The sequence below is a fragment of the Paucibacter sp. M5-1 genome (genome assembly GCF_027498415.2).
Lineage (GTDB): Bacteria > Pseudomonadota > Gammaproteobacteria > Burkholderiales > Burkholderiaceae_C > Roseateles_E.
In genome coordinates this window covers 94,343-115,162 of sequence record NZ_JAPZLM020000001.1, presented here as the reverse complement: position 1 = coordinate 115,162, position 20,820 = coordinate 94,343, and the positions used below count along the sequence as shown (strand labels likewise).

Below are 20,820 nucleotides of genomic sequence, written 5' to 3'. Positions count from 1 at the left end.
CTCACCATCCTTCCATCCGGCGCATCAGCGCCGCCGTGGCTTTGCCGACGTGCTTGCCGACCACCCGCACACTGAGGCCGAGCACCGCCGCAATCTCCGGGTAGCTCATGCCATAGAACACATGCGCGATGAAGATCGCGCGAGTGCGCATGTCAAGCGCAGGGACCGTCAAGCTCAGACGGGTCAGCCGCTCTGCGCTCAGCACGGCATCCTCGGTGGATGAAGCACTCTGCTCGCCGCACGAGCCCTGGGCCAGTTCCTCGTCAAGCAGGAGGGTCTCGCCATGGCTGCGCTGCGCACGGTGCGCATCGATGGCGAGGTTCCATGCCGCGCGAATCAGGAAGGCATCGGGGTGCGACACCTCATGGGTCCGCTGGTAGCCGTCCAGCCTCAGGTACGCATCCTGGATCAGATCATCCGCATCCTGGCCGCTGCACCCACGGCGCCGCAGCACCGCCCTGACATGCGACAAGACGCGTCCCCAGTCGATGAGTGCAGCCATGCCATCCCCTTCAACCCGAGTGTTTTCGGTGTTGCGACATCGATCTTAGGCGCGTAAATCACGACGGGAAAGCGCCGCTTACATCTGCACCGAACCGCCTGCGATCCCGAAATTCAAACGAAAACATGCATGTTCCCAGCGCAGCACCACGCCAAGAGAACAGTGCGACTACCGCGCTGAGAGCGTCAACCCATGACCGCGCGCGCAAGCGAATCACGCGAGTTTCCCCTATGGAATGCCGCCAGATGGTCTGAGCGTGCAACAGATCGACGAACCTGCTCCGCGCCCCTTGCAGGAGGCCATCAACAATCAAACGCCAAAAAGTCTTCGCACTCCCGCACTTGATCCCGCAGGCCGAGATCATCAGCATTCAAGGCGCAGACCCGGCATCGCGCGAACAGCGCCTCCAGGGAGGAGATGGTCATGCATCGGACCCGCGACGACTACCGCCAGCCTGACGCCGACCACGGAGCCGGTAAACGCCGCGAGCGCCGCCCATGCTACCGCCTGTACCCCGTGCCCGCCGGCATAGCCGCCCGCACAGCCAGTCGCGTGCAAGGCAACGTCCTCGCCGAGTGGTGGACCTTGTTCATCACGCGCGAACAGGTCGATGCCTCCCTGACCGCAGATCCCCTTCGCTTCGAGGATCCGCCCCTGTTCGAGCAACTCCGAAGGGACTTCGATCATGTCTTCGACCCTGCCAGCACACGCATCGATCCGGGAACAAGCACAGGCATCGGACTACAGCGCACGAGCGCTGGCAGCGATTGTTCAGATCGCTGGAGCGACCGACCCGCAGACGCTGATCGGACGACTGGCCGATGCCACGGCGGCGCTGGGCGCCAGCGCGAGCCTTTACACCGCGGCGGTCCTCGAAGGCGATCGTGATCTCTCCTGCTTCAGCCTGCTCGCCGGCCATCCGGCCTACGCGCATGCCCAGAACGAGATCGGACCCCTCACCGCGCACCCCTGGTTCAGATTCGCGCGAACTCATCTGACATCGGGCAGCGACCGCCAGGTTGGCATCGAGGAAGCGACCGACGCAGCCGCCCTGCAGCTCGCCCGTGATTATGGATTTCGGGCGTACTTCGTCGTCCCCACCGCCTCGGGCCAAGACCTTGACCGACTTGGCATGCTGTGCGTAGGCAGCGAACACCCCGACGACTTCGAAGGCCCCGAGGCCGGGGTCGTACGAACCCTTGCCAGAGCGCTTGCAGCAGAGCTGCATGACTGGCTTATGCACTACCTCCATGAGCGCCTGGTCAAAACCGCAAAGCTGGAGGAGACAGATATGCAGTTGCTCGCCCTGGAACAAAGAGGCTTGCAAAGCAAGGAAATCGCGACACTCACCGGACTAAGCCGGGCATCCGTCGACTCGCGATTCCAACGCATCAACATGCGGCTGCACTGCTCAAGCCGCAGGGCGTCGGCACTGCGAGCGGTGGCCTACGGCCTTCTGGAGCCACGGTGAGCATGCACGCCAGTCAGATGGCGAAACAAGGCTGGCGCAACGACCACCACCAGCGACAAAGTGGGGTATTCAAGCGCCTGCGACCAGGGACCAGAACGCAGTCTTGCGCCCATGCTTGCTCCGGAGCTGAGCCAGGAAGTCTTCATGCGGCGGCAATGGCGCGAGATCCGTCGGGGACATTAGTTGCAGGCGCTCCAGGTACCGAGCAGCATGGTCATAGGCCGTGCATTAGCGCGTTGCAGGATGTTGAGCAGCAAGGCCCGGTAGATGGCCGTCGCAGCCTTGAGTCGTCCGCCCTCGGCCAGCGTCTTCGGCAGCGTCGGCAGCATGAAATAGTCTGCCGCGTCGATGGCCGCTGCCATGCCGACCAGCACGGCCTCGGCGTCAGCCTCGCGATGAAGCTCGACAAGGATCTGTGCAGCCAGGCCTGGATTCGGCAAGGCTAAGGCGACATGCCCCGCGCGCTCCATCGCCGCGACCCGTTGCTGAGGCGGCAACTGGTCGAGCCACAGGTGCACGGCTTCGATCGACGGTGACTTCTCGAAGGGCGCTTGCCACAGAGGATGGCTGAGTTCTGCGTTGCCGAGTTGGCCGTGGGCTTGCGCCAGGAGGCGCTGCCGGCGGTCGTCCAAATGGCCCCAACTGCCTTCCAGCCACTTCATTGTGTTTTCTGGACGGTCGACCTCCAGGTAGGCCCGGACGATCGCCTCCGTCTGCATCGGGTTCGGGTAAGGCCGATAGCTCAGGATGAGCGCGGAACTTGACGTCCGGATCCTTGAGCGCATCCCCGATCAGAGACAGGGCAGCCGACACGTTGATAACTTCGTAGGGCAGTTGGCTCGAACGGCGCCAGCCGGCAAGCGTCTGCTTGAACACGGCCGCGAGCTTGCTGGGGCTGTCGGAGAGTTGCAGGCACTGAAGACGCTTGTGCACGTCCGGATGGTCGTTCGCAAGCTCCAGAAGAATGTCCGCGAGCGTTGTCGCGTGCTAAAGGCGCAGGAAGATGGCGAGATTTTCTGTGGGCATGTGCCGTCAGCCTACCGGAAGTTGAGGCGAGGCTTGCTGGGTTTGAATGGGCCGGTGGGCTGCTATCGGCTGCCTTAGGCGTTCGGAGATCTTCGTTCGGGAGGTTTGAGCGGGATTTCCGTCCATAACATCTGACACAGTAGTCCATTGGACTGCGGGGGTGTCTGGTGCCCGCTGGTTCAACAAGCCTAACTGGTGGCACCATTCATACCCCTTTGACCCTGAAGACTTTTCATGAAAACAGTGTTTACGTCCTTGCTCACCGCGGTGCTGCTTGGTGCAACGGCGGCCGGCGTCCAGGCGGCCGATCTGCTTGATGAAGTGAAGGCGCGTGGCACGCTGCGCATTGCTTGCGAGGGCAGTTACCCGCCCTTCAACTTCAAGGATGAGAAGGGGCAACTTACTGGCTTTGACGTCGAGATAGGCCGAGCCATTGCGGCCAAGCTCGGCGTTAAGGCGGAGTTCAGCACCACCGAGTGGAGCGGCATCCTGGCGGGCTTGCAGGCCGGCAAGTACGACGTGATCATCAACCAGGTGGCGGCGACCGACAAGCGGCGCGAGACCTTCGACTTCAGCGGGCCCTACGTCATCTCCTACCCGCAGCTGATCATCCGTGCCAACGAGACGCGTAAGCTTGAGCAGGAAGCGGACCTCAAGGGCAAGAAGATCGGCGTCGGCCAGGGCAGCAACTATGCAGAGCTGGCAAAGAGCATTGACGGCGCGGAGGTGCGGACCTACCCCGGTGCCCCGGAGTACCTGCAGGACCTGGCCACCGGCCGCATCGACGTGGCGATCAACGACAGCCTGCTGATCCCCTACCTTCGCGAGAAGACCAAGTTGGCGGTTAAGGCTGGCGCGCCGATCGGCAAGCCCGACAGCAACGCAATTCCTTTTCGCAAGGGCAATCCAAAGTTCAAGCAAGCGATCGACAAGGCGCTGGAGGAAATGAAGGCCGACGGCAGCTACGGGAAGATCTCGACCCGATGGTTCGAGCGTGATGTGAGCAAGCCACTGGCTGCTCGCTAACCGGCGCGGGACTGCGATGGATTTTCCATCACTGTTCGCGCTGGCCTGGCCTGTGATGCTCAAGGGGACCGGCTATACGCTGCTGTTCGCGGTCGCTGCGATGGTTTTCGGCCTGCCCCTGGCGGGCCTCGTCACGCTGATCCGCGTGTTGCGTGTGTGGGGCCTGAGCAGCCTGGCGGCGGTGTACGTGAGCGTCATTCGCGGCACACCACTGTTGGTGCAGGTTTTCATTGTCTACTACGGCCTGCCCAGCGTCGGCATCGAGCTTTCACCGATAACCGCAGGCATATTGACCTTGACCCTTAATGTGGCGGCCTATATGAGCGAGACGCTGCGCGGGTCGATCAACGCCGTGACGCAGGGCCAATGGCTGGCGGGAACTAGCCTTGGTCTGACGCGCGATCAGACATTGCGTTATGTGGTGGGGCCACAGGCGCTGCGGGCAGCGGTGCCGAGCCTCTCTAACAGCCTGATCAGCCTCATCAAGGACACCTCGCTGGTGTCGGTGATCGCGGTGACGGAGCTGATGCTGGCAACCAAGGAACTGATCTCCACCACCTTCCAGCCATTTCCGCTGTACATGGCTGCAGCTGGAATTTACTGGATCCTCAGTTTGAGTTTTGAGCAAATCCAGCGCTGGATGGAGAAGCGACTGGCCTACCCTCACTGAGTACGCCTGTCCGGCGAACCTGAGCTGCGGGTGAATGCTTTGGGTGGGGCTTTACGCCGAAGACATCCTCGAGCGCGTGGATGTCGAGGTGCGCCTCGGCCAGCAGGCGCTTGAGCTTGGCGTTCTCGGACTCGAGTTCACGCAGCCTCTTTGCATCTGTAGCCTGCATGCCGCCGTACTTGGCCCGCCACTTGTAGAACGTAGCGTCGCTGAAGCCGCCTTGCCGGCACAGTTCCTTGATCGGCATGCCGGCCTCAGCCTGCTTGAGGAAACCAACGATCTGTTCCTCGGTGCATCTGCTCTTCTTCATGTCCATCATTCTCCTGGTTGATGGACTTCGCTACCTTTACGCTGGTACGGCTGGGAGGGGGCAGGTCAGTTGCTCGCCTCGCAGTTCTCCCGGGATGTTGATGAGCTCACCGCCCCCCCAGCGCCTGGCTTCTCAGAGTTTCAGCAGGTTTGTCGTCGTCCCGCCCCGGCTTTGCTGATTCCAATTTCATCTATGAAGACAGTAATGTCTGGGGGCATGGACGAAGTGGTCAAAGGCGGGACTTCCAAGAAAAGGCGCTTAGCCTAGGCGGGTCCAGCGGAACACGCATGACTCTGCGAACGTTCACGAGCGAGGCATGCAGAGTTCACTTCCAAGGCGTGCTCGTGAAACCTGCCCAACTACGCTAGCCAACAACACTACGAAGCAATTTAGGGGCCGCATACGAGAACGAGGCGGCGCAGGCCAACGACTGCGACTTTACGCGCCCGACGCCGCGCAGCGCGGCGCCCTGACGCCCTCTCCTGCCCTTTGAGGGACGAGCGCCAGTGCGCTCTGGACAAGCTCACCTTAAGAACTTCAAACGAATCTATGAAAAAAGCCCTCAGCCCAATCCTCCTTGCCGCCTTGGCCTCAACAGCGTCCGCGCAGTCCGGCGTCACGCTCTACGGGCTTGTTGACCTCTACATTGCCCGCATGACGGGCTCTCCCGGCGGCGTCAACGCAAGCAACGCAGCAGTCAAGCGACTGGAAAGTGGCGGCATGACGACAACCCGCTGGGGGGTGCGTGGCACGGAAGACCTCGGCGACGGCCTGTCAGCAGGCTTCGAGTTGTCCAGCTTCCTTAGAGTCGACACCGGCCAGACAGGACGCAGCGACGCGGTGGGAACCGTGACGGCGGACCCCTTTTGGTCGCGCGAAGCCTCGGTCAACATCTCTCACAAGCAGTACGGTCGAGTCCGCCTGGGCAACTTCTCGACGCCCATGTTTACCCAGTCACTGGCTACAAACGCCTTTCTGTCATCAACCGCCTTTTCCCCCATTAACGTGGTCACGTTCATCGGAAGCCCGCTGACGGGAGGGACTGGCTGGACCAATCAGGTTGCCTACGACAGCCCGAACTGGGGGGGATTTTCAATTGGAGCCAGCGTGTCAGCCTCCGAGGGACAGAGTGGCCGCAACTCTGCGGCTTACACGTCCTTCGAGCATGACGCATGGAAGGTGTCGTTGGCCTGGCAATCGGTGAAGCGCAACCCTGTGACGTTCGCGGACGGCACGTCACCCAACAACACCAAGTCCTGGCAGCTCGCAGGCTCCTATGACTTCAAGGTCTTGAAGGTCTATGCGCACGCAGGCGCGATTCAGAACGATGGGACGGAGACGGCGCCCGTAGACGTCAGGTACAACATATGGGACCTGAGCGCATCCGTACCAATGGGCAGGGGCTCCTTCCTCGTCGCCTACGCCAACCGAAAGACCGACGATGCTGTGGCCCCGGTAGCGGCTACGGCTTTCGGCGGGAACAAGAAGCGCGAGGTCTACTCGGTGGGCTACGACTACTTCATCTCTAAGCGCACCGACCTCTACGCGGTTGTCATGCGCGACAACACCACAACCTACACCCTTCCTGGCCCAGGCCGCTCGTTGGATGCGAGCGCGACAAACTTTGGAGTCGGCGTACGACACAGCTTCTGAGAAGCGTGATGAAAGCCTCCTTTCGGAACCACGACAGACTCTTGGATATGCAGACGTTCGTTATGGTCGTGAATGCCAAAGGATTTGCTGCGGCGGCCGACCGCATGGGCATCGCAAAGTCGGGCGTCAGTCGTCGGATCAAGGAACTCGAGGAGCGCTTGGCCACTCGTTTGGTGCACAGAACAACCCGACGCTTCGGCCTGACGGAGGCAGGAGCTCAGTTCTATGAACGATGCCTTCGTGTTCTCTCGGCGGTCGACGAAGCGGAGGAGCTGGTTACAGCCTCATCGGAGCCGGGCACCCTCGCTGGCGAGCTCAAGGTGACAGCCCCTATTGCGTTCGGCACCATGTACCTTGCGAGTCTTGTCAGCCGGTTTAACGAGCGATACCCCCGCATCAACATAGACCTTCAACTCTTGGACCGGCATGCCAACGTCTTCGAAGAGGGATTCGACGTCGCTATTCGAATCGCCAAGCTCAGCGACACGACATTGGTGGCGCGTCGTCTAGCCGACATCCAATACGTCCTGTGCGCGAGTGCGCAATACCTGCAACGACATGGCTCTCCTCAGCACCCAGAAGACTTGAAACGCCACGACGTGGTTGCTGTCTCAAAGCCTGACTCGCTTCAGACCTTGTCCTTCCGGGACCCCAACTCGCATGAAGAGTTCAGCGTCAGCATCCCCTGGGTTTTCCGAACAAACAACTTCGAGGCTGCAAGAGACCTCGCCATTCTCGGGAATGGCATCACCGAGCTTCCAACATTCGTCGCTGGCAGGGCCATCGCAGAGGGGAAGCTAACCACGTTGCTGAGGGACTACGAGCGCCCTCCAGTGGGCATGTACGTCGTCTTCCCGCAGTCGAAGCACCTTCCTGCAAAAGTGCGAGCTTTTGTCGACTTCATGGTGGAGACTTGCCGTATAGAGAACTGTGCGTCGGCGACCATGCCTGCGGACTCGTCTATTCCGGGCTCGCGCACTCACACATGAACTTCCTGGCCGTCGTCAAAACAATGGGTTCCCCGGCGCAGTTGACAGGCCATCTACAGAAGACGCCGGCTTATGCACGAGCGTCGCGCCCGCATGTTCGCGGTGTCGAGTTCTCCACAGCTCGTTTCAGAGGGTCTATCTACCGGACTACCCAGCGCGCCGACGCCGACAGCTGGCTGGTCAAGCTCACGACGCGCCGCAACAAGAGAGTTGCAACGGTCGCGATGGCGAACAAGACCGCAAGAACCGTTCGAGCACTACTGGCGCACCGACAAGAGTTCAAGGCCGGGTACGCCGCGGTGTAGCAAGGCATCGACGACATCGACAGCGAGAAGAGAACCCCACGGCCGACTGCTCAGGCAACCAATCAATTGATGACACGACAGGTCAGACCGTGGTTGCCCAAGGCACTATCCCAGGACTCAGTCAGCAAGTCTTGAGCGTGGTCGAATGGAAGGCACGGGTGCGGGCGGCAGCGTGCCTACGCCCGCGCTTCCTTCGGCCTTGGAACTGCCTCCCGTTGCGTCATGACAGTGTTGCACTCGACGTAAGTCCTTGTTGGTGCTTGTGCCGCAGGGCATCGCATGATGCCTGCCCAGTTCTAGCGACGCCAAGGGAACGGCAAGTCCAGTTTCTTCCATCCGATCGGCTTCGTCCGATATGACGACGAACGCAGCCATGCAGGAAAGCAAGAGTACAGCCGGGTAGCCCTTCTTCCAACCTACCGACGAAGCAGCCCGCGTCTGTCGGTGTTTCGTGCGAGGGAGTGTCATGACCGCTGTTCCTCATGTCGATCTTTGCAGCGGCATGCCTGCAGGACATCGCGACTTTATTCGTCTCTGCGTGTTAGCGTGCTCATGACGAGGGGCATGGGCGGGCACGGCTAGATCGGTTGTCATGCTTTAAGGACTGGCGGCCCTGGCACTGGGTATCGCGGGCCGCCGTCTCTCGACTATTTCTTGACGAACTCCAGCAAGTTCTTGTTGAGCTGGTCTTTGTGCGTATCGGTGATCCCGTGTGGTCCGCCGGCGTATTCAATGATCTGCGCACCGGGTACCAACTTCACCACAGCACGACCTGTCGTTTCGATTGGAACGATCTGATCGTCGGTGCCATGAATGACCAGCGTCGGGACGTCAATTTTCTTCAGGTCCTCACGGAAATCGGAGAAGAAGAACGCGTCGATGCAGTCGAAGGTGCCTTTGCTGCTGGCCTGCATGCCCTGCGCCCAGAAGCTGTCAATCAGGCCGGCGGAAACCTTCGCACCGGGACGATTGAAGCCGAAGAAGGGGCCGCTTGCGATGTCCTTGTAGAGCTGCGAGCGGTTGTCCAGTGACCCCTTGCGCAAGCTGTCGAAGACTTCCACAGGCACGCCGTTAGGGTTCGTGGGCGTCTTCCCCATGATCGGTGTGATCGCGCTGACCAGCACCACTTTCCCCACACGCGAGGTGCCGTGGCGACCAATGTAACGCGCGACTTCACCGCCACCTGTGGAGAACCCGACCAGGGCGACACCTTTCACGTCGAAGGCGCGCAGCACAGCGTCTAGGTCATCCGCATATTGGTTGATGTTGTTGCCTTGCCAGGGCTGGCCAGAACGACCATGCCCACGGCGATCATGGGCGATCACGCGGTAGCCGTTCTCGGCCAGGAATTGCATCTGCGACTCCCAACTGTCGGAGCTCAGAGGCCATCCATGGCTGAACACAACCACCCGACCGGTCTTGGGACCCCAGTCCTTGACGTAGAGGTGGGTACCGTCGTTTGCAGTGATGTATTGGCTGGATGTCATGGCTTTCTCGGTTGGTTTGGCGGGGGTGGCTGAAGCGTAGGTCTGGAATGCCAGACCGCAGCACGCGGTAGCTATTGCGACGAGGATGCGGCTGAATCTGCGCGTGATGAGTGGCGAAGGTTTGTTCATAGTGGTTTGAGGGAGTGGAACAATTTGCTCATGGCAACCGACACGGCGGTGCTGCTCGAGTGAGTTCGGGAACCAGCGGTGGCCGGGATTGGCTGAACGCTCCTTGCTTGGCCTATTCGCGACCGTAGAACGTCGCGGCGAGGTTGCTATAGGAATTCGAGGGTTCCATACCGTCTTCCGTGGTGAGAGCTGCACGTTAGACGTACGAGCCGGCCCGGGCGGTCGCACGAGCGAACTCTGCGTTCTGCGTCTGAGAACCTAGGCGCCAGGCCTGCGTATCAGTTTTTGAACATGCACCGCACCTTTGACTTACTTAGATGCGTGGCGCAATGCCGCGGTGTCGCCGTGCGCCTCGAGACAGGCGCTGGCGAGGCTCAGCGCCGGGCATCGCAAGAGCCTGCACAGCGGCCTCGAGCTGCTGGTCAACGACCGTCTTGCGAAAGGTGAGGCGAAGATAGTCAGTCCAGCTCTCTACAGTGAACGACTCCCGATGGACTGTCCGGGCGCTCTGGTCACGCCAATGTCGCCAGGTCATCGCACCCGCTCTTCCCCGGGCATTCTCAAGCCCTCATAGGGCGTACGCGAACTGGTCCGCGTTCTCTTCGGGCACGTGGTACTCGACTGTGACCAACACCGGCTCAAGGTCGTGAGCCGGGTCCACCACAAGCTGGGCATCGGCGGACGGAGCCGGCCGCAAGTCCAGCGTTGAGGTGTCAAGAAACGGATACCGGGACGCCGCCAGGAGACTCAACACCTGAAGACCACCAGCGCACAGTAAAGCGCCTTGCAGCGACCACGCTTGCGCAAGATAGCCCCCAGCCAGTGAGCCTGCCGATGACACACCCATGAACGTGGCCACAGACATAGCCAGCATGCGCGCCCTCACCCACCCCGCCACAGTGTTCTGAACACCGACGTTGAGCACGTGTGAGGTTGGCTATCCAGCCCGCGCCGAACAATAGTGCCGCCAGACAGGCCAACCAAGCATTGTTTGCAAGTGCCAAGGGTCGCAGCAGCCTGGAGCGCTGCCACCATCGTAGGCCGCGCATCAACGGACATCATGAGCCAGGTAGCTGCAACACCCTGAATGGCCATCCCGACGTTCGATATGACTGTCGCTATCCACAACAAACGGAACGCGGTAACCCCGAGCGGTTCCCAGAGTGTGGCCTGTGGCGGCGCTGAATCAGTCTTCACGAGCTGGCCTTGACTTGCGAGGGGTCGAAGGAGCGGCCTATTGCGGCGCGTGGCACCAGTAGTTCTTTGACAGACATGGACTGCTCGACGCCACAACGCTCAACTGCCTAGCTCTGCAATCGGCCAGTGATGAGCTTTGAAATAGCACCCCTGGCTGTTCGAGCAGTGTTCGAAGGGCTGCCCTATGATGAAAGGCCCCGAAGCTTCGGGGCCCTGCACGCCACACCTGGCGTTCAGCGTCCGGTGTAGAAGCTGCCGAACTTCTTGTTCGGCGACCAGTTGGGCACGATTGCAGGAGCTGAAGGAGCAAAGCTTGCAAATGGACCCGCGCCGTAGACCGCCTTACCATCAACAATCGTCAGCACGGACTCGATGGACTTGATGTCTTTGTCGGGCACCGTCATGTAGTCAGCCGACAGCAGCGCCATGTCTGCAAACTGCCCGTCTTTGATGCGTCCCTTTACGCTTTCTTCCTGTGAGAACCAGGCACTGCCGAACGTGTAGAGGCCCAGCGCTTCCTCGCGTGAAACGCGATTGTTCGGACCGAGGACGGTGCGCTCAGATGCCACCTTGCCGGTGGTGAGGAAGTACAAAGCAAGCCATGGGTTGAAGGACGACCGCGTTCCATCCGTCCCCATCCCAACCGGGATTCCCTTTGCCATGAGCTGTCGCACCGGCGGAGCGTTCTCCGCCGCCTTCGCGCCGTACTGCTCAACGAAGTCATCACCGAGGAAGAACATGCGGTCCTGAATCGCAACACCGCCGCCAAGCGCCTTGATGCGGTCCATGTTCGGCGCCTTCAGCGTTTCGGCATGGTCGATTGCGAATCGCAGCCCATTCAGCGGCGTGTCCTTGTTAACCTTTTCGATGACATTCATCAGTCGAGTGACCGACTCGTCATACGTAGCGTGGATTCTGAACGGCCAACGGTTCTTCACGAACAGGCGAACGACCGGCTCCAGCTTCTCCTCCATGTCAGCCTCTTGCGTGGGGCGAGCCGAACGGAAGTTCTCGTAGTCCCCCGCCTTCCAGAGCACCCACTCCCCACCACCTTCAAGTTCGAAACCGTGTTCACGAATTTCGTCGAAGTTGTGGCCGGCGCTGTTGTCCTTCATCCAATTCTGATAGTCCTCCAACTCCTTTCCAGGGTTTTGGGTGAACAGATAGAAGGATACGCGCAATGGCAACTTCTTCGCACGCATGACCTGAATGGAGGCCGCATAGTCGTCCGGGAAGTTGAACCCGCCACCGCCGGCGTCAATCACACTGGTCAAGCCAAAGCGAGCTAATTGATGAAAGAAGTACTGCGACGATTGCTCTGCCGTCGCCTGGTCAAAAGTTGGCAGCTTCGCAAGCAGCCCGTAGAGGATGTTGGGGCTCGGCGTCGCCCTGAACACTCCAGTGGGATTGCCCTTGGCATCCTTTACGGTTTCGCTTCCCTCGGGGAACTTCGTATCCTTGGTGATGTTCAGCGCTCGAAGGCCAGCTTTGTTGATGACGATCTCGCTGTAGAAGTACTGGACGAACACGGGCGTGTTCGGTGCGACGGCGTCAAGTTCCTGCGGAGTCGGCATCCTCTTCTCAGAAAACTGCCAAGGCGTGAAACCGCCGACGACGCGCACCCATTGGCCCTTTGGCGTGACTGCCGCTTGCTGCTTGACCATGTCCAAGCCAATCGAGAGGCTCGGCACACCGTCCCAACGGAGCTCACCGGTGAAAGACATTCCTCCGCGGAGGTAGTGCGAGTGTGAATCGTTGAGTCCTGGAATCAACCGTCGTTGACCGGCGTCAATGACTTTTGTTGCCGTACCACGGTGATTGAGCATGACTTTCTCAGTCGACCCGACTGCGAGAATCTTTCCGCCCTTGATGGCCACCGCTTCGGCGGTTGGTTTCTCAAGATCCAGGGTCGTCACCTTGGCGTTCATGATGAGCATGTCAGCAGCTTTGTCTTCGGCAACCGACTGGGCGGAGCAAACACTTATCGAAGCAGCGCCAGCGAGAGCCAAGAAGACTTTAAGGGGACTGCTTGCATGGGTGGTTGAGTCCATTTGGGGCTCCAATTACGAGAGGAGGAATGCTGGATGCCAGGGGTGCGACCAAAACTTGGTTCTTTTGTCCTCGTAGTAACGGCCGCGACGCTTGTTTGACAGCAAGGGATATCAGCCTCAAAACCACCGCGCTCCCCTAGACCTACGCTGTTTACTTTTTAAATTCTTTGTAAGCGGCAGGTACGTTCACTTGGTTGTGCACCCATCCGTAGATTGCATAGCCTTGATAACTCGGCAACGTTACTTGGGTAACCGCTTGCTCAAGCGTCGCGCCCTTAGCGATAGCTGCCTTAGTTTCGTCACGCAAGGCTGTCAGATATCCAATATGCCAATCAAGTCCGGCCTTCGGCAACGGGCGACCATGGCCAGGAACAATGATTGCGTCAGCTGGAAGAAACTCGCGCACTTTGGTCAACGAATCCAGGGTTTCTTGCACTCGGCCATCAAGGAGCCAAGGAATGCCAGGCTTCTCCGTCACGACAGGGTTGCCGGCAAAAAGAACTTTTGCGTCGGGCACCCAAACCCACAAATCACCGCCGGTCTGAGCAAAACCGAAGTCACGAATCTCAACGACCCGCCCGCCAAGGTCAAGTTGCATTGCGCCTCCCGTAGGAATAAGCACATCGCCGGTGCGTGGCTTGATCTCTTCAATTCCGCGGCCCTTGCCGAAGGCGCCCATCATGAATTTCGTGTCGTCCTCGAACTTGGTAGAAATGTACTTCTTCGTTTCTTCATGCTGGATGATGACCGTCGACTTGGGGAAATACATATTTCCGTACGAATGGTCGCCGTGATAGCTGGTATTCAGCGCGTACGTCGGGGCGCCTTTAGTAAGCTGCCTGACTTGGTTTAGGACCATGTTGGCCAATCGCTTATTCAGCATCGTGTCGACGACCAGCGATGCGCGGTTGCCAACGATGATGCCACTAGTTGTAGCCAAGGGAACCCCCTTGGGAGAAAGCTCATCTGCCCCTGTGGCGACCATTGCATAAACTCCATCGCGAAGTTTCTGCGCCTTCAAGACGACCTTGTTCGCATCCCACACGGGCTCGTCCGCAATTGCAAGTGGCGACGCCACGTAGGCCAGGAAAGCGATTGCCGTAATCAGTTTAATTTTCATGAAATGCTCCTTCAAGGCGCGATAGGCACGTCGACAAACTCGGCATCACCGAGGCATCTTGCGTGGGGAGAGGACATGGTATGCAGCCACCTCTCAGAGTTACTCCCGAGCGAAGAACTCATAGTTCTCCTGGAATGAACAACGAAGGTGGATGCTTGTTCCGCGTTGCTGGACAATGCGTTCTTCAAAGGAGAACGGGCAATGCAGGATCGATTCGAGGACCTCAGGACCTTCGTGGCCGTCGTGCAGGGCCGAAGCTTTGCATCTGCAGCCAGGCAGCTGGGGGTGGTGAAGTCTGCCGTGAGCCGCCGAGTAAATGAGCTGGAGGAACGCCTTGGCGTCCACCTCCTCAACCGATCCACGAGAAACCTGAGTCTGACCGACACGGGGCGTGTCTTCTTCGAAAAATCGACAGCGCTTTTAGCGGCTCTGGAAGAAGTTGAAGGGCTCGCGTCTCATGGGGCCGTGGAGCCAGTTGGCGACTTGCGCATACTGGCACCCTCTTCGTTTGGCCGACTGCATCTCGTGCCAATGGTATGTAGGTTTTTAGAACAGCACCCCCGCCTGTCTGTCGAGCTATCTCTAAACGACGAGGTCGTCGACTTGATGACTGAGGGGTTCGATATGGCAGTACGTATCGGCAAACTTCCTGACTCGAATTTGTCAGCGCGTTCACTGGGACCGATTCGTCGAGTTGCATGCGCCAGCCCAGAATACATAGCCCGCTTCGGCGCTCCTAAGCAACCCTCGGACCTGTCGCACCATTCCGGAATTCTGTATAGCAATGTCGATGAACAGAAGTACTGGCGCTTCGTTGACCCGCGCACAGGTGACGAGCAAAGTGTCACCGTTACTTCGCGACTTCGTATGAATACTGGCGATTCGCTCTGTGATGCGGCGCTTGCTGGAGCAGGCATCGCCGTGCTTCCAACCTTCATCATTCACGAGTTTGTGAGCTCTGGAAAACTGGTGCCGGTTATGCTTCCATTCGAGAAGGTTCCGGCCGAACTCAACGTAGTCTTCCCCTGTCGAAAACTCCTCCCTGCGAAGGTGAAGGCCTTTGCGGATTTCCTTGGGACCACTTTCATCTCCCCCCCTTACTGGGACCGAGATATCTTCGGTTCTTCGGAGGCTTAGCACGGTGCCAATGGCGGAACTCTGAGTTCTCGCCTGCGGCAACGACGGTTCTCTGAGCGCTCTACTCTCCTTGCTCCAGCCCTGCCTTGTAGGCAGGAAGCCACCCTTGGAGCTTTGAACATGTACACGCTTTACTACTCACCCGGCGCTTGCTCACTATCGGTTCACATCGTTCTTGAGTGGGTCGCAGCAGACTACCAAGCCATCAAGGTGAACCCAGCAGACCCGGATTACCTAAAGGTCAATCCGGCTGGCGCTGTGCCTGCCCTTGGCCTGGGAACGTCGAGTGTGCTCACACAATGCTCGGCAATTCTGAAATACCTGGCGCTGAAGTACCCAGTTGCTCAGCTGGACCAGCACGACAGCCTTGAGCGCGACGCAGACTTGGCGCGCTGGGCAGCATTCTTGACGGGGGACCTGCATCCCGCGTTCTTCCCTATCTTCAAGCCTGAGCGCTACACCATTGACAGTTCGGACGACGCGCTTGCGAAAGTTAAGGCAGCGGGTATTGCGTTGGTCGCGAAGAAGCTTGCTGTCATCGACCAGCACTTGCAGGGTCGCGACTACTTCACTGGCGCCGAACGGTCCTATGTTGATGCGTACGCCGTTCCCATGGTGCGTTGGGCAAAGAATGTCCTGCCCGGCGGGCTGTCGGCATTTCCAAACGTTGCACGACACCACGAAGAGCTGCTCCGCGACCCAGGCGTCATCAAGGCCATGACCTCCGAAGGCATTCAAGGTCGTTGACGATCAGCATCTTGAGTTCTTGAATGGCGAGATGGGGATCGCAATGAGGCAACAACAGAACAGAAGGTACGTGCTGGCTGTCGTAGCCAGTGAGGAGGCAAGCGACGGTGCCGGCGTGCGACTGCGCAGAGCCATCGGCATCCCCGCGCTAGAGGACGTCGGGCCGTTCCTTCTGCTGGACGAGATTCATTCGAGTGACCCCGGCGCCTATATTGCGGGATTTCCGCCGCATCCACACCGTGGCTTTGAGACGGTCACCTACATGCTGTCTGGACAGATGCACCATCGGGACAGCACAGGCGGCGAGGGCGTCATCGGTGGAGGTGATGTTCAGTGGATGACCGCTGGGAGCGGGGTTATCCACTCTGAGATGCCGGCGCAGGAGAGCGGGCTGATGTGGGGTTTCCAGCTCTGGTTGAATTTGCCCAGCTCACAGAAGATGCGCCCGCCAGAGTACATCGAGCTCAAGTCCCAGGCCATCGCTGACGTCAAGCTGGACAAGTTCAATGTGCGCGTAATTGCGGGGGAGTTCGAAGGCGCGACCGGTCCGGCGCCTGGGCGTCCAACCCGACCGCTGTATCTTGACGTCCGCATGGACGCAGGAGCGCAACACAGTTTCCCCGTTCCTGAAGGGCATGATTGCTTCGTCTACGTCTATGACGGGGCGCTTAGCGTTGACTCCAATGGCGCAAATGTCACCGTGCCAGCGAAGTCGACTGCTCAGCTATCCCGCGCAGGCAGCGTTGCCATCGAGACAATGACCGGCGCTTCGTTCTTGCTGCTCGCAGGTATGCCGTTAGGGGAGCCAGTTGCGCGAGCGGGTCCGTTCGTAATGAGCACCCAGTCGGAACTGCAAACCGCCATAGTCGACTACAGGGCCGGGCGCCTCGTTAAGACGCCTGTCACGGAATGACTTCAGTCACGAGGCGCAGGCCCTCGTGGTTGTGCATTCTTGTTGTCATCCTCGGCCTCGCTGGTTGCGCCAGCCGACCCGTGAATCCGCGGCTGAACACCATCGACCCGAGCACCGGGTATCGGGACAGCACACGCATCAAGAACAAGAGCCTTGACGATACCGAAATCTACGTCACGTTCTCCGGCGGCGGAACACGGGCTGCCGCCTTCTCGTTCGGCGTTCTAGAAGAACTACGCCGCCAACAGGTTCCTGCCGCAGGCAAGACAGTTCGCCTCCTCGATGAAGTCGGGTTCATTTCCGGCGTGTCAGGAGGGAGCTTCACCGCACTTAGCTACGGCCTCTACGGTGAGCGCCTTTTCTCCGAGTACGAGAAACGCTTCCTCAAGCGCGACGTTCAGGCTGAGATCATCCTGAGAACGCTCAATCCAGCGAACTGGGGCAAGCTTTGGTCAAAGGGGGTTGGGCGCTCTGAACTCGCCGCTGACTACTACGACGAAATCCTGTTCAAGGGTGCGACGTTCGGCGACCTGGTGAAGCATCCTGGGCCGCTCGTCGTGGCGAGCAGCACCGACATATCGACGGGTGCGCGGCTAGCGTTCTCGCAGAATGACTTTGACATCATCTGTTCCGACCTTGCTGGGGTCAAACTCTCACGAGCCGCTGCGGCATCATCGGCGGTTCCAGTCGTTCTGTCCCCACTCGCGTTCAACAACTATGGCGGCTCTTGCTCCTATGAGTACCCAGCGTGGGTAGATTCAACCGGCAAGGACGGACGCATAGTCTCCGGAAGACTTCAGCAGCGCTACCGAGAGATGCGGAGCTTCCAAGACAGCGCCAAGAGACCGTACCTTCACCTTGTTGATGGTGGCGTGGCTGACAATCTCGGGCTGCGGGCGGTACTGGAAAGATTCCGCGCCGCCGAAGCCAGCCCCGAGTTCCGAAAAAGCCTCAACATCCATCGGCTCAAGCGGACGCTTCTCATCATCGTCAACTCGCGTTCGGACCCTGAGCTAAATTGGGACCAATCCGAAGACGGACCATCAGCGGTGGCTCTTCTGCTGAAATCCGTCAGCGTGCCCATCGACCGTAACTCGTTTGAGGCGGTTGAGTTGATGAAAGATTTGCTCGATAAATGGAAGCAGACTCGGGAGCGTGGACGGCAGGAGCAGAGTGCCGACGACGGGGGGCCTCAGCGAATTCGGTTGTATCCGGTGGTTGTCAGCTTCGAGGGCGTACAAGACCCTCAGCTTCGCGCCCGGCTCATGGCTTTGCCAACTACATTCTCGCTGCCCGACCGCGACGTAGACCTTCTGCGCAAAGTCGCCGGCGACCTTCTACGTTCGTCGCCCGAGTTCATCGACTTCGTACAGGACTTGCGAGAGCACTAGCTTGCCTCCGATGGCCGTCCCAGAAGAACTGTGAGTTCTGCTAAACAGAAAAGCCAAGCCGCCGATGCGGGCACCATCGTCAGCCGATCCAACCTGAGGTTGGACTTCTAACAGGAGCAATCAGATGGTCGCTGAAACAGAGAAATACGTGGGTAAGGAAGTGACTATCAGCATCGTTCCGGGCAGGTGCATCCACTCACGGAACTGCGTTCTTGGTCGTCCTGATGTATGGGTACCAAATGCTGAAGGACCTTGGGTTCATCCAGATGCGGCTCCGGCCGAAACCGTGGCGGCCATTGCCCAAAGCTGTCCCTCAGGAGCCATACAGTACGAGCGTCATGACGGGGGTGCTGAAGAAGCACCTCCAACGGTCAACACTCTCCGAGTCCGTGAGAACGGTCCATACGCGTTCAACGCCGATTTGAATGTGAATGGGGATACAAGCTCCATGCGGGCGACGCTATGTCGATGTGGGGCATCTCGAAACAAGCCGTACTGCGACGGCAGCCATCACGAAGCCGGGTTCAAGGCGACCGGCGAGCCAGAAACAATTCAGTCTGAGGCGCTCGCTGTCCGCAACGGGCCGCTGACAGTAGTGCCAATTCCCGATGGCCCGTTGAAGACATCAGGCGCGCTGGAGATCTGCGCTGGCACTGGGCGAACGGTATCTCGCGTGGACGTGGCTTACCTTTGCCGCTGCGGCGGTTCATCCAAGAAGCCGTTCTGCGACGGAACCCACAAAGCCATCGGCTTCACGGACCGGTAATGGCAGCCGAAGGCGCTCACGGCTTTTCCCTGCTCCAGCCCCTGGTCTTCCTGGGCGCTGCTTGCATCGCCGTTCCCCTTTTTCGCAAGCTCAGACTCGGCGCGGTCATCGGCTACTTGGCTGCCGGCGTGGTCATCGGCCCCTTCGGACTAGGGCTCATCAGCGATGCCAAGTCGGTTCTCACCCTGGCTGAACTCGGCGTCGTGCTTCTTTTGTTCATCATCGGACTGGAGCTCAAGCCCAGCCGGCTATGGGCGATGCGCAAGGACATTGTTGGACTTGGGCTGGCGCAGGTCGTCCTGTGCACTGCGGTGATTGGGGTATTGGCCTTCATTTGCAACCTGGATTGGCGCGCTGCAGCCATCGCCGGAGCGGGGCTGGCTCTTTCATCGACCGCTTTTGCAGCGCCTCTGATGGCGGAGCGCAACGAGCTCGCCTCTCCCTACGGGCAGCGAGCGTTCGCTGTTTTGCTCCTGCAGGACCTGGCCATCGTTCCCCTCATCGCCCTCGTGGCCTTCCTGGCACCCCCAGGCACTGGTGGAGCGACCGACACAGCTCTGATGGACTTCGTCTGGATGGTGGCCGCCGTCGGGGTCATCGTTCTGGCCGGCTTGTACTTGCTGAACCCTGCGTTCAAAGTCCTCGCCTCGACCGGTTCGACGGAAATCATGACCGCCTCAGCGCTACTCGTAGTGCTTGGAGCGGCTGGGCTCATGCAGTGGGCGGGGATGTCAATGGCCATGGGCGCCTTTCTCGCCGGGGTTCTACTCGCCGAGTCAAACTTTCGCCACGAACTCGAAGCGGACATCCAGCCGTTCCGCGGCCTGCTGCTCGGCCTGTTCTTCATCGCGGTGGGCATGGGAATCGACCTGCCGTTGGTCTCAGAAAACCTCGCCGTCATCGCAGTTGCGGTGATTCTTGTCATGCTGGTGAAGACCTTGCTAATTTGGGCGCTGGCGCGCACGACGGGTTCGGACCATCGTGACGCGCTTCGGATGGGAGCAGTACTATCGCAAGGTGGGGAGTTCGCCTTCGTTCTTTTCACAGCAGCAGCTGCGTCTCAGGTTATGACGTCGGAAGAGGCCAACCTGCTGACGGCCATCGTGACGTTCTCACTGGTGGCGACACCAGCCGTGTTCGCTGCAGCTCAGTGGATGGTGAAGCCCAAAGAGACTCGGGAGTATTCAGAGGACTTCTCGACGGCCGGTGGCAGTGCTCTGATCATCGGCTTCGGCCGGTTCGGCCAGGTGGTATCCCAGGTGTTGATGGCGAAAGGCCTGGACCTGACCATGATCGACAGCAATGTCAACGCGATTGATGCGGCGTCCAAGTACGGCCACAAAATCTACTTTGGCGACGGCTCAAGGCTGGACGTTCTACGCGCCGCGGGTGCCGAGAGCATGAAGCTCGTAGCAGTCTGCATCGACGACGCGGCTGCGGCTTCCCTAGCGGTCCAGCATCTTGCGCAGCACTTCCCGCTTGCCAAAGTCGTCGTACGCTCGGTCGACCGCGCGCACAGTATGGAGCTCGTCAAGCTGAACGTTGACTTCCAGGTGCGCGAGACGTTCGAGTCGGCCATCTCCCTCGGCAAAGGCGCGCTGCAATCCTTGGGCGCGTCAGCGACTGAGCTCGCCGCGATTGAGGAAGATGTCCGGAGTCGGGATGCCGAACGCTTCGCCAAGCAACTCTCAGAGGGCGTCCACGCAGGTAGGGAATTGCTGCTTGCCAGGGGCGTCCAGGCGCTGCCTGAGCAGCCTTAAAGGGCTCGGTTCCAACACAGGCCCCGACGATGTTGCAGGGCCTCGTGGTGCATCTGTCGATAGCCAGCTGTCGCCCGCACTGCCTCAGATTCTTTCTGCCTGGTCTGTGGGCGCCAACCACGGATTGACCCGTTTGCCGAAGTTCTGCCGACCGCCGACTGATCCGGCGA

General features: G+C 59.6%; 20 protein-coding genes and 2 pseudogenes. 12 read left to right on the top strand and 10 right to left on the bottom strand.

Going from position 1 to position 20,820, the window contains the following annotated elements; genetic code table 11:
- Window position 1: 1 nt before the first annotated feature.
- Together O5M90_RS00595 and O5M90_RS00590 are read right to left on the bottom strand one after the other, a co-directional pair.
- A complete protein-coding gene (locus O5M90_RS00595) occupies window positions 2-502 on the bottom strand; it encodes an RNA polymerase sigma factor (protein ID WP_262973531.1) in 501 nt (166 codons plus the stop codon).
- Between the two features lie 363 nt (window positions 503-865).
- Window positions 866-1,189, bottom strand: a complete 324-nt coding sequence (locus tag O5M90_RS00590; RefSeq protein ID WP_269838492.1) for a hypothetical protein — start codon at window positions 1,187-1,189, stop codon at window positions 866-868.
- Here O5M90_RS00590 and O5M90_RS00585 point away from each other — a divergent pair.
- On the top strand, window positions 1,188-1,973 hold the full coding sequence (locus O5M90_RS00585; RefSeq protein WP_269838491.1) for a helix-turn-helix transcriptional regulator: 786 nt from the start codon (window positions 1,188-1,190) through the stop codon (window positions 1,971-1,973). The genes O5M90_RS00590 and O5M90_RS00585 overlap by 2 nt on opposite strands.
- A gap of 69 nt (window positions 1,974-2,042) precedes the next feature.
- On the opposite strand, the gene O5M90_RS00580 is transcribed toward O5M90_RS00585, so the two are convergent.
- The gene (locus tag O5M90_RS00580; RefSeq protein ID WP_440401767.1) at window positions 2,043-2,153 is read right to left on the bottom strand and encodes a hypothetical protein; all 111 of its coding nucleotides are present in this window, start codon (window positions 2,151-2,153) and stop codon (window positions 2,043-2,045) included.
- Complete coding sequence (locus O5M90_RS00575) at window positions 2,153-2,692, bottom strand: hypothetical protein (protein WP_269838490.1); 540 nt, start codon at window positions 2,690-2,692, stop codon at window positions 2,153-2,155. Before O5M90_RS00575 ends, O5M90_RS00580 begins: the two co-directional genes overlap by 1 nt.
- A 541-nt stretch (window positions 2,693-3,233) precedes the next feature.
- On the opposite strand from O5M90_RS00575, the gene O5M90_RS00570 reads away from it, so the two are divergent.
- Together O5M90_RS00570 and O5M90_RS00565 are read left to right on the top strand one after the other, a co-directional pair.
- The gene (locus O5M90_RS00570; protein ID WP_269838485.1) at window positions 3,234-4,025 is read left to right on the top strand and encodes a transporter substrate-binding domain-containing protein; all 792 of its coding nucleotides are present in this window, start codon (window positions 3,234-3,236) and stop codon (window positions 4,023-4,025) included.
- A 16-nt stretch (window positions 4,026-4,041) separates the two neighbouring features.
- A complete protein-coding gene (locus tag O5M90_RS00565; RefSeq protein WP_269838384.1) occupies window positions 4,042-4,695 on the top strand; it encodes an amino acid ABC transporter permease in 654 nt (217 codons plus the stop codon).
- Between the two features lie 69 nt (window positions 4,696-4,764).
- On the opposite strand, the pseudogene O5M90_RS00560 reads toward O5M90_RS00565, so the two are convergent.
- Window positions 4,765-5,005: pseudogene (locus O5M90_RS00560) on the bottom strand (transposase); the annotation flags it as partial.
- A gap of 549 nt (window positions 5,006-5,554) precedes the next feature.
- Between O5M90_RS00560 and O5M90_RS00555 the strand changes: the two are divergent.
- Genes O5M90_RS00555 through O5M90_RS00545 form a run of 3 tightly spaced genes read left to right on the top strand, consistent with a single transcriptional unit; the run spans window position 5,555 to window position 7,952 of the window.
- A complete protein-coding gene (locus O5M90_RS00555; protein WP_440401766.1) occupies window positions 5,555-6,658 on the top strand; it encodes a porin in 1,104 nt (367 codons plus the stop codon).
- A gap of 8 nt (window positions 6,659-6,666) precedes the next feature.
- A complete protein-coding gene (locus O5M90_RS00550; RefSeq protein ID WP_269838385.1) occupies window positions 6,667-7,647 on the top strand; it encodes a LysR family transcriptional regulator in 981 nt (326 codons plus the stop codon).
- The gene (locus tag O5M90_RS00545) at window positions 7,644-7,952 is read left to right on the top strand and encodes a hypothetical protein (RefSeq protein ID WP_440401765.1); all 309 of its coding nucleotides are present in this window, start codon (window positions 7,644-7,646) and stop codon (window positions 7,950-7,952) included. Before O5M90_RS00550 ends, O5M90_RS00545 begins: the two co-directional genes overlap by 4 nt.
- 647 nt (window positions 7,953-8,599) lie before the next feature.
- Here O5M90_RS00545 and O5M90_RS00540 read toward each other — a convergent pair.
- From O5M90_RS00540 to O5M90_RS00520, 5 genes and pseudogenes are all read right to left on the bottom strand, one after another.
- Entirely contained in the window at window positions 8,600-9,568 is a 969-nt protein-coding gene (locus O5M90_RS00540) for an alpha/beta fold hydrolase (protein ID WP_269838386.1), read from the bottom strand.
- Window positions 9,569-9,881: 313 nt separating this feature from the next.
- A pseudogene (locus O5M90_RS00535) lies at window positions 9,882-10,493 on the bottom strand (MFS transporter).
- Complete coding sequence (locus O5M90_RS00530; RefSeq protein WP_440401764.1) at window positions 10,451-10,765, bottom strand: MFS transporter; 315 nt, start codon at window positions 10,763-10,765, stop codon at window positions 10,451-10,453. Before O5M90_RS00530 ends, O5M90_RS00535 begins: the two are co-directional and overlap by 43 nt.
- 233 nt (window positions 10,766-10,998) lie before the next feature.
- On the bottom strand, window positions 10,999-12,693 hold the full coding sequence (locus tag O5M90_RS00525) for an amidohydrolase (RefSeq protein WP_269838387.1): 1,695 nt from the start codon (window positions 12,691-12,693) through the stop codon (window positions 10,999-11,001).
- A gap of 274 nt (window positions 12,694-12,967) precedes the next feature.
- Window positions 12,968-13,936: an MBL fold metallo-hydrolase gene (locus O5M90_RS00520; RefSeq protein WP_269838388.1), complete on the bottom strand. Its 969-nt coding sequence runs from the start codon at window positions 13,934-13,936 to the stop codon at window positions 12,968-12,970.
- A 201-nt stretch (window positions 13,937-14,137) separates the two neighbouring features.
- Here O5M90_RS00520 and O5M90_RS00515 point away from each other — a divergent pair, with 201 nt between their 5' ends.
- From O5M90_RS00515 to O5M90_RS00490, 6 genes are all read left to right on the top strand, one after another.
- A complete protein-coding gene (locus tag O5M90_RS00515) occupies window positions 14,138-15,073 on the top strand; it encodes a LysR family transcriptional regulator (RefSeq protein ID WP_440401763.1) in 936 nt (311 codons plus the stop codon).
- Window positions 15,074-15,193: 120 nt separating this feature from the next.
- Window positions 15,194-15,820: a glutathione S-transferase family protein gene (locus O5M90_RS00510; RefSeq protein WP_269838390.1), complete on the top strand. Its 627-nt coding sequence runs from the start codon at window positions 15,194-15,196 to the stop codon at window positions 15,818-15,820.
- 43 nt (window positions 15,821-15,863) lie between these two features.
- Window positions 15,864-16,733: a pirin family protein gene (locus O5M90_RS00505; protein ID WP_269838391.1), complete on the top strand. Its 870-nt coding sequence runs from the start codon at window positions 15,864-15,866 to the stop codon at window positions 16,731-16,733.
- 80 nt (window positions 16,734-16,813) lie between these two features.
- Window positions 16,814-18,124 carry a patatin-like phospholipase family protein gene (locus O5M90_RS00500; RefSeq protein ID WP_440401762.1) on the top strand — a complete coding sequence of 437 codons (1,311 nt, stop codon included), beginning with the start codon at window positions 16,814-16,816 and terminating at the stop codon, window positions 18,122-18,124.
- A 124-nt stretch (window positions 18,125-18,248) separates the two neighbouring features.
- The gene (locus O5M90_RS00495; RefSeq protein WP_440401761.1) at window positions 18,249-18,890 is read left to right on the top strand and encodes a CDGSH iron-sulfur domain-containing protein; all 642 of its coding nucleotides are present in this window, start codon (window positions 18,249-18,251) and stop codon (window positions 18,888-18,890) included.
- Entirely contained in the window at window positions 18,890-20,650 is a 1,761-nt protein-coding gene (locus tag O5M90_RS00490) for a monovalent cation:proton antiporter-2 (CPA2) family protein (RefSeq protein ID WP_269838394.1), read from the top strand. Before O5M90_RS00495 ends, O5M90_RS00490 begins: the two co-directional genes overlap by 1 nt.
- Window positions 20,651-20,820 lie beyond the last annotated feature (170 nt).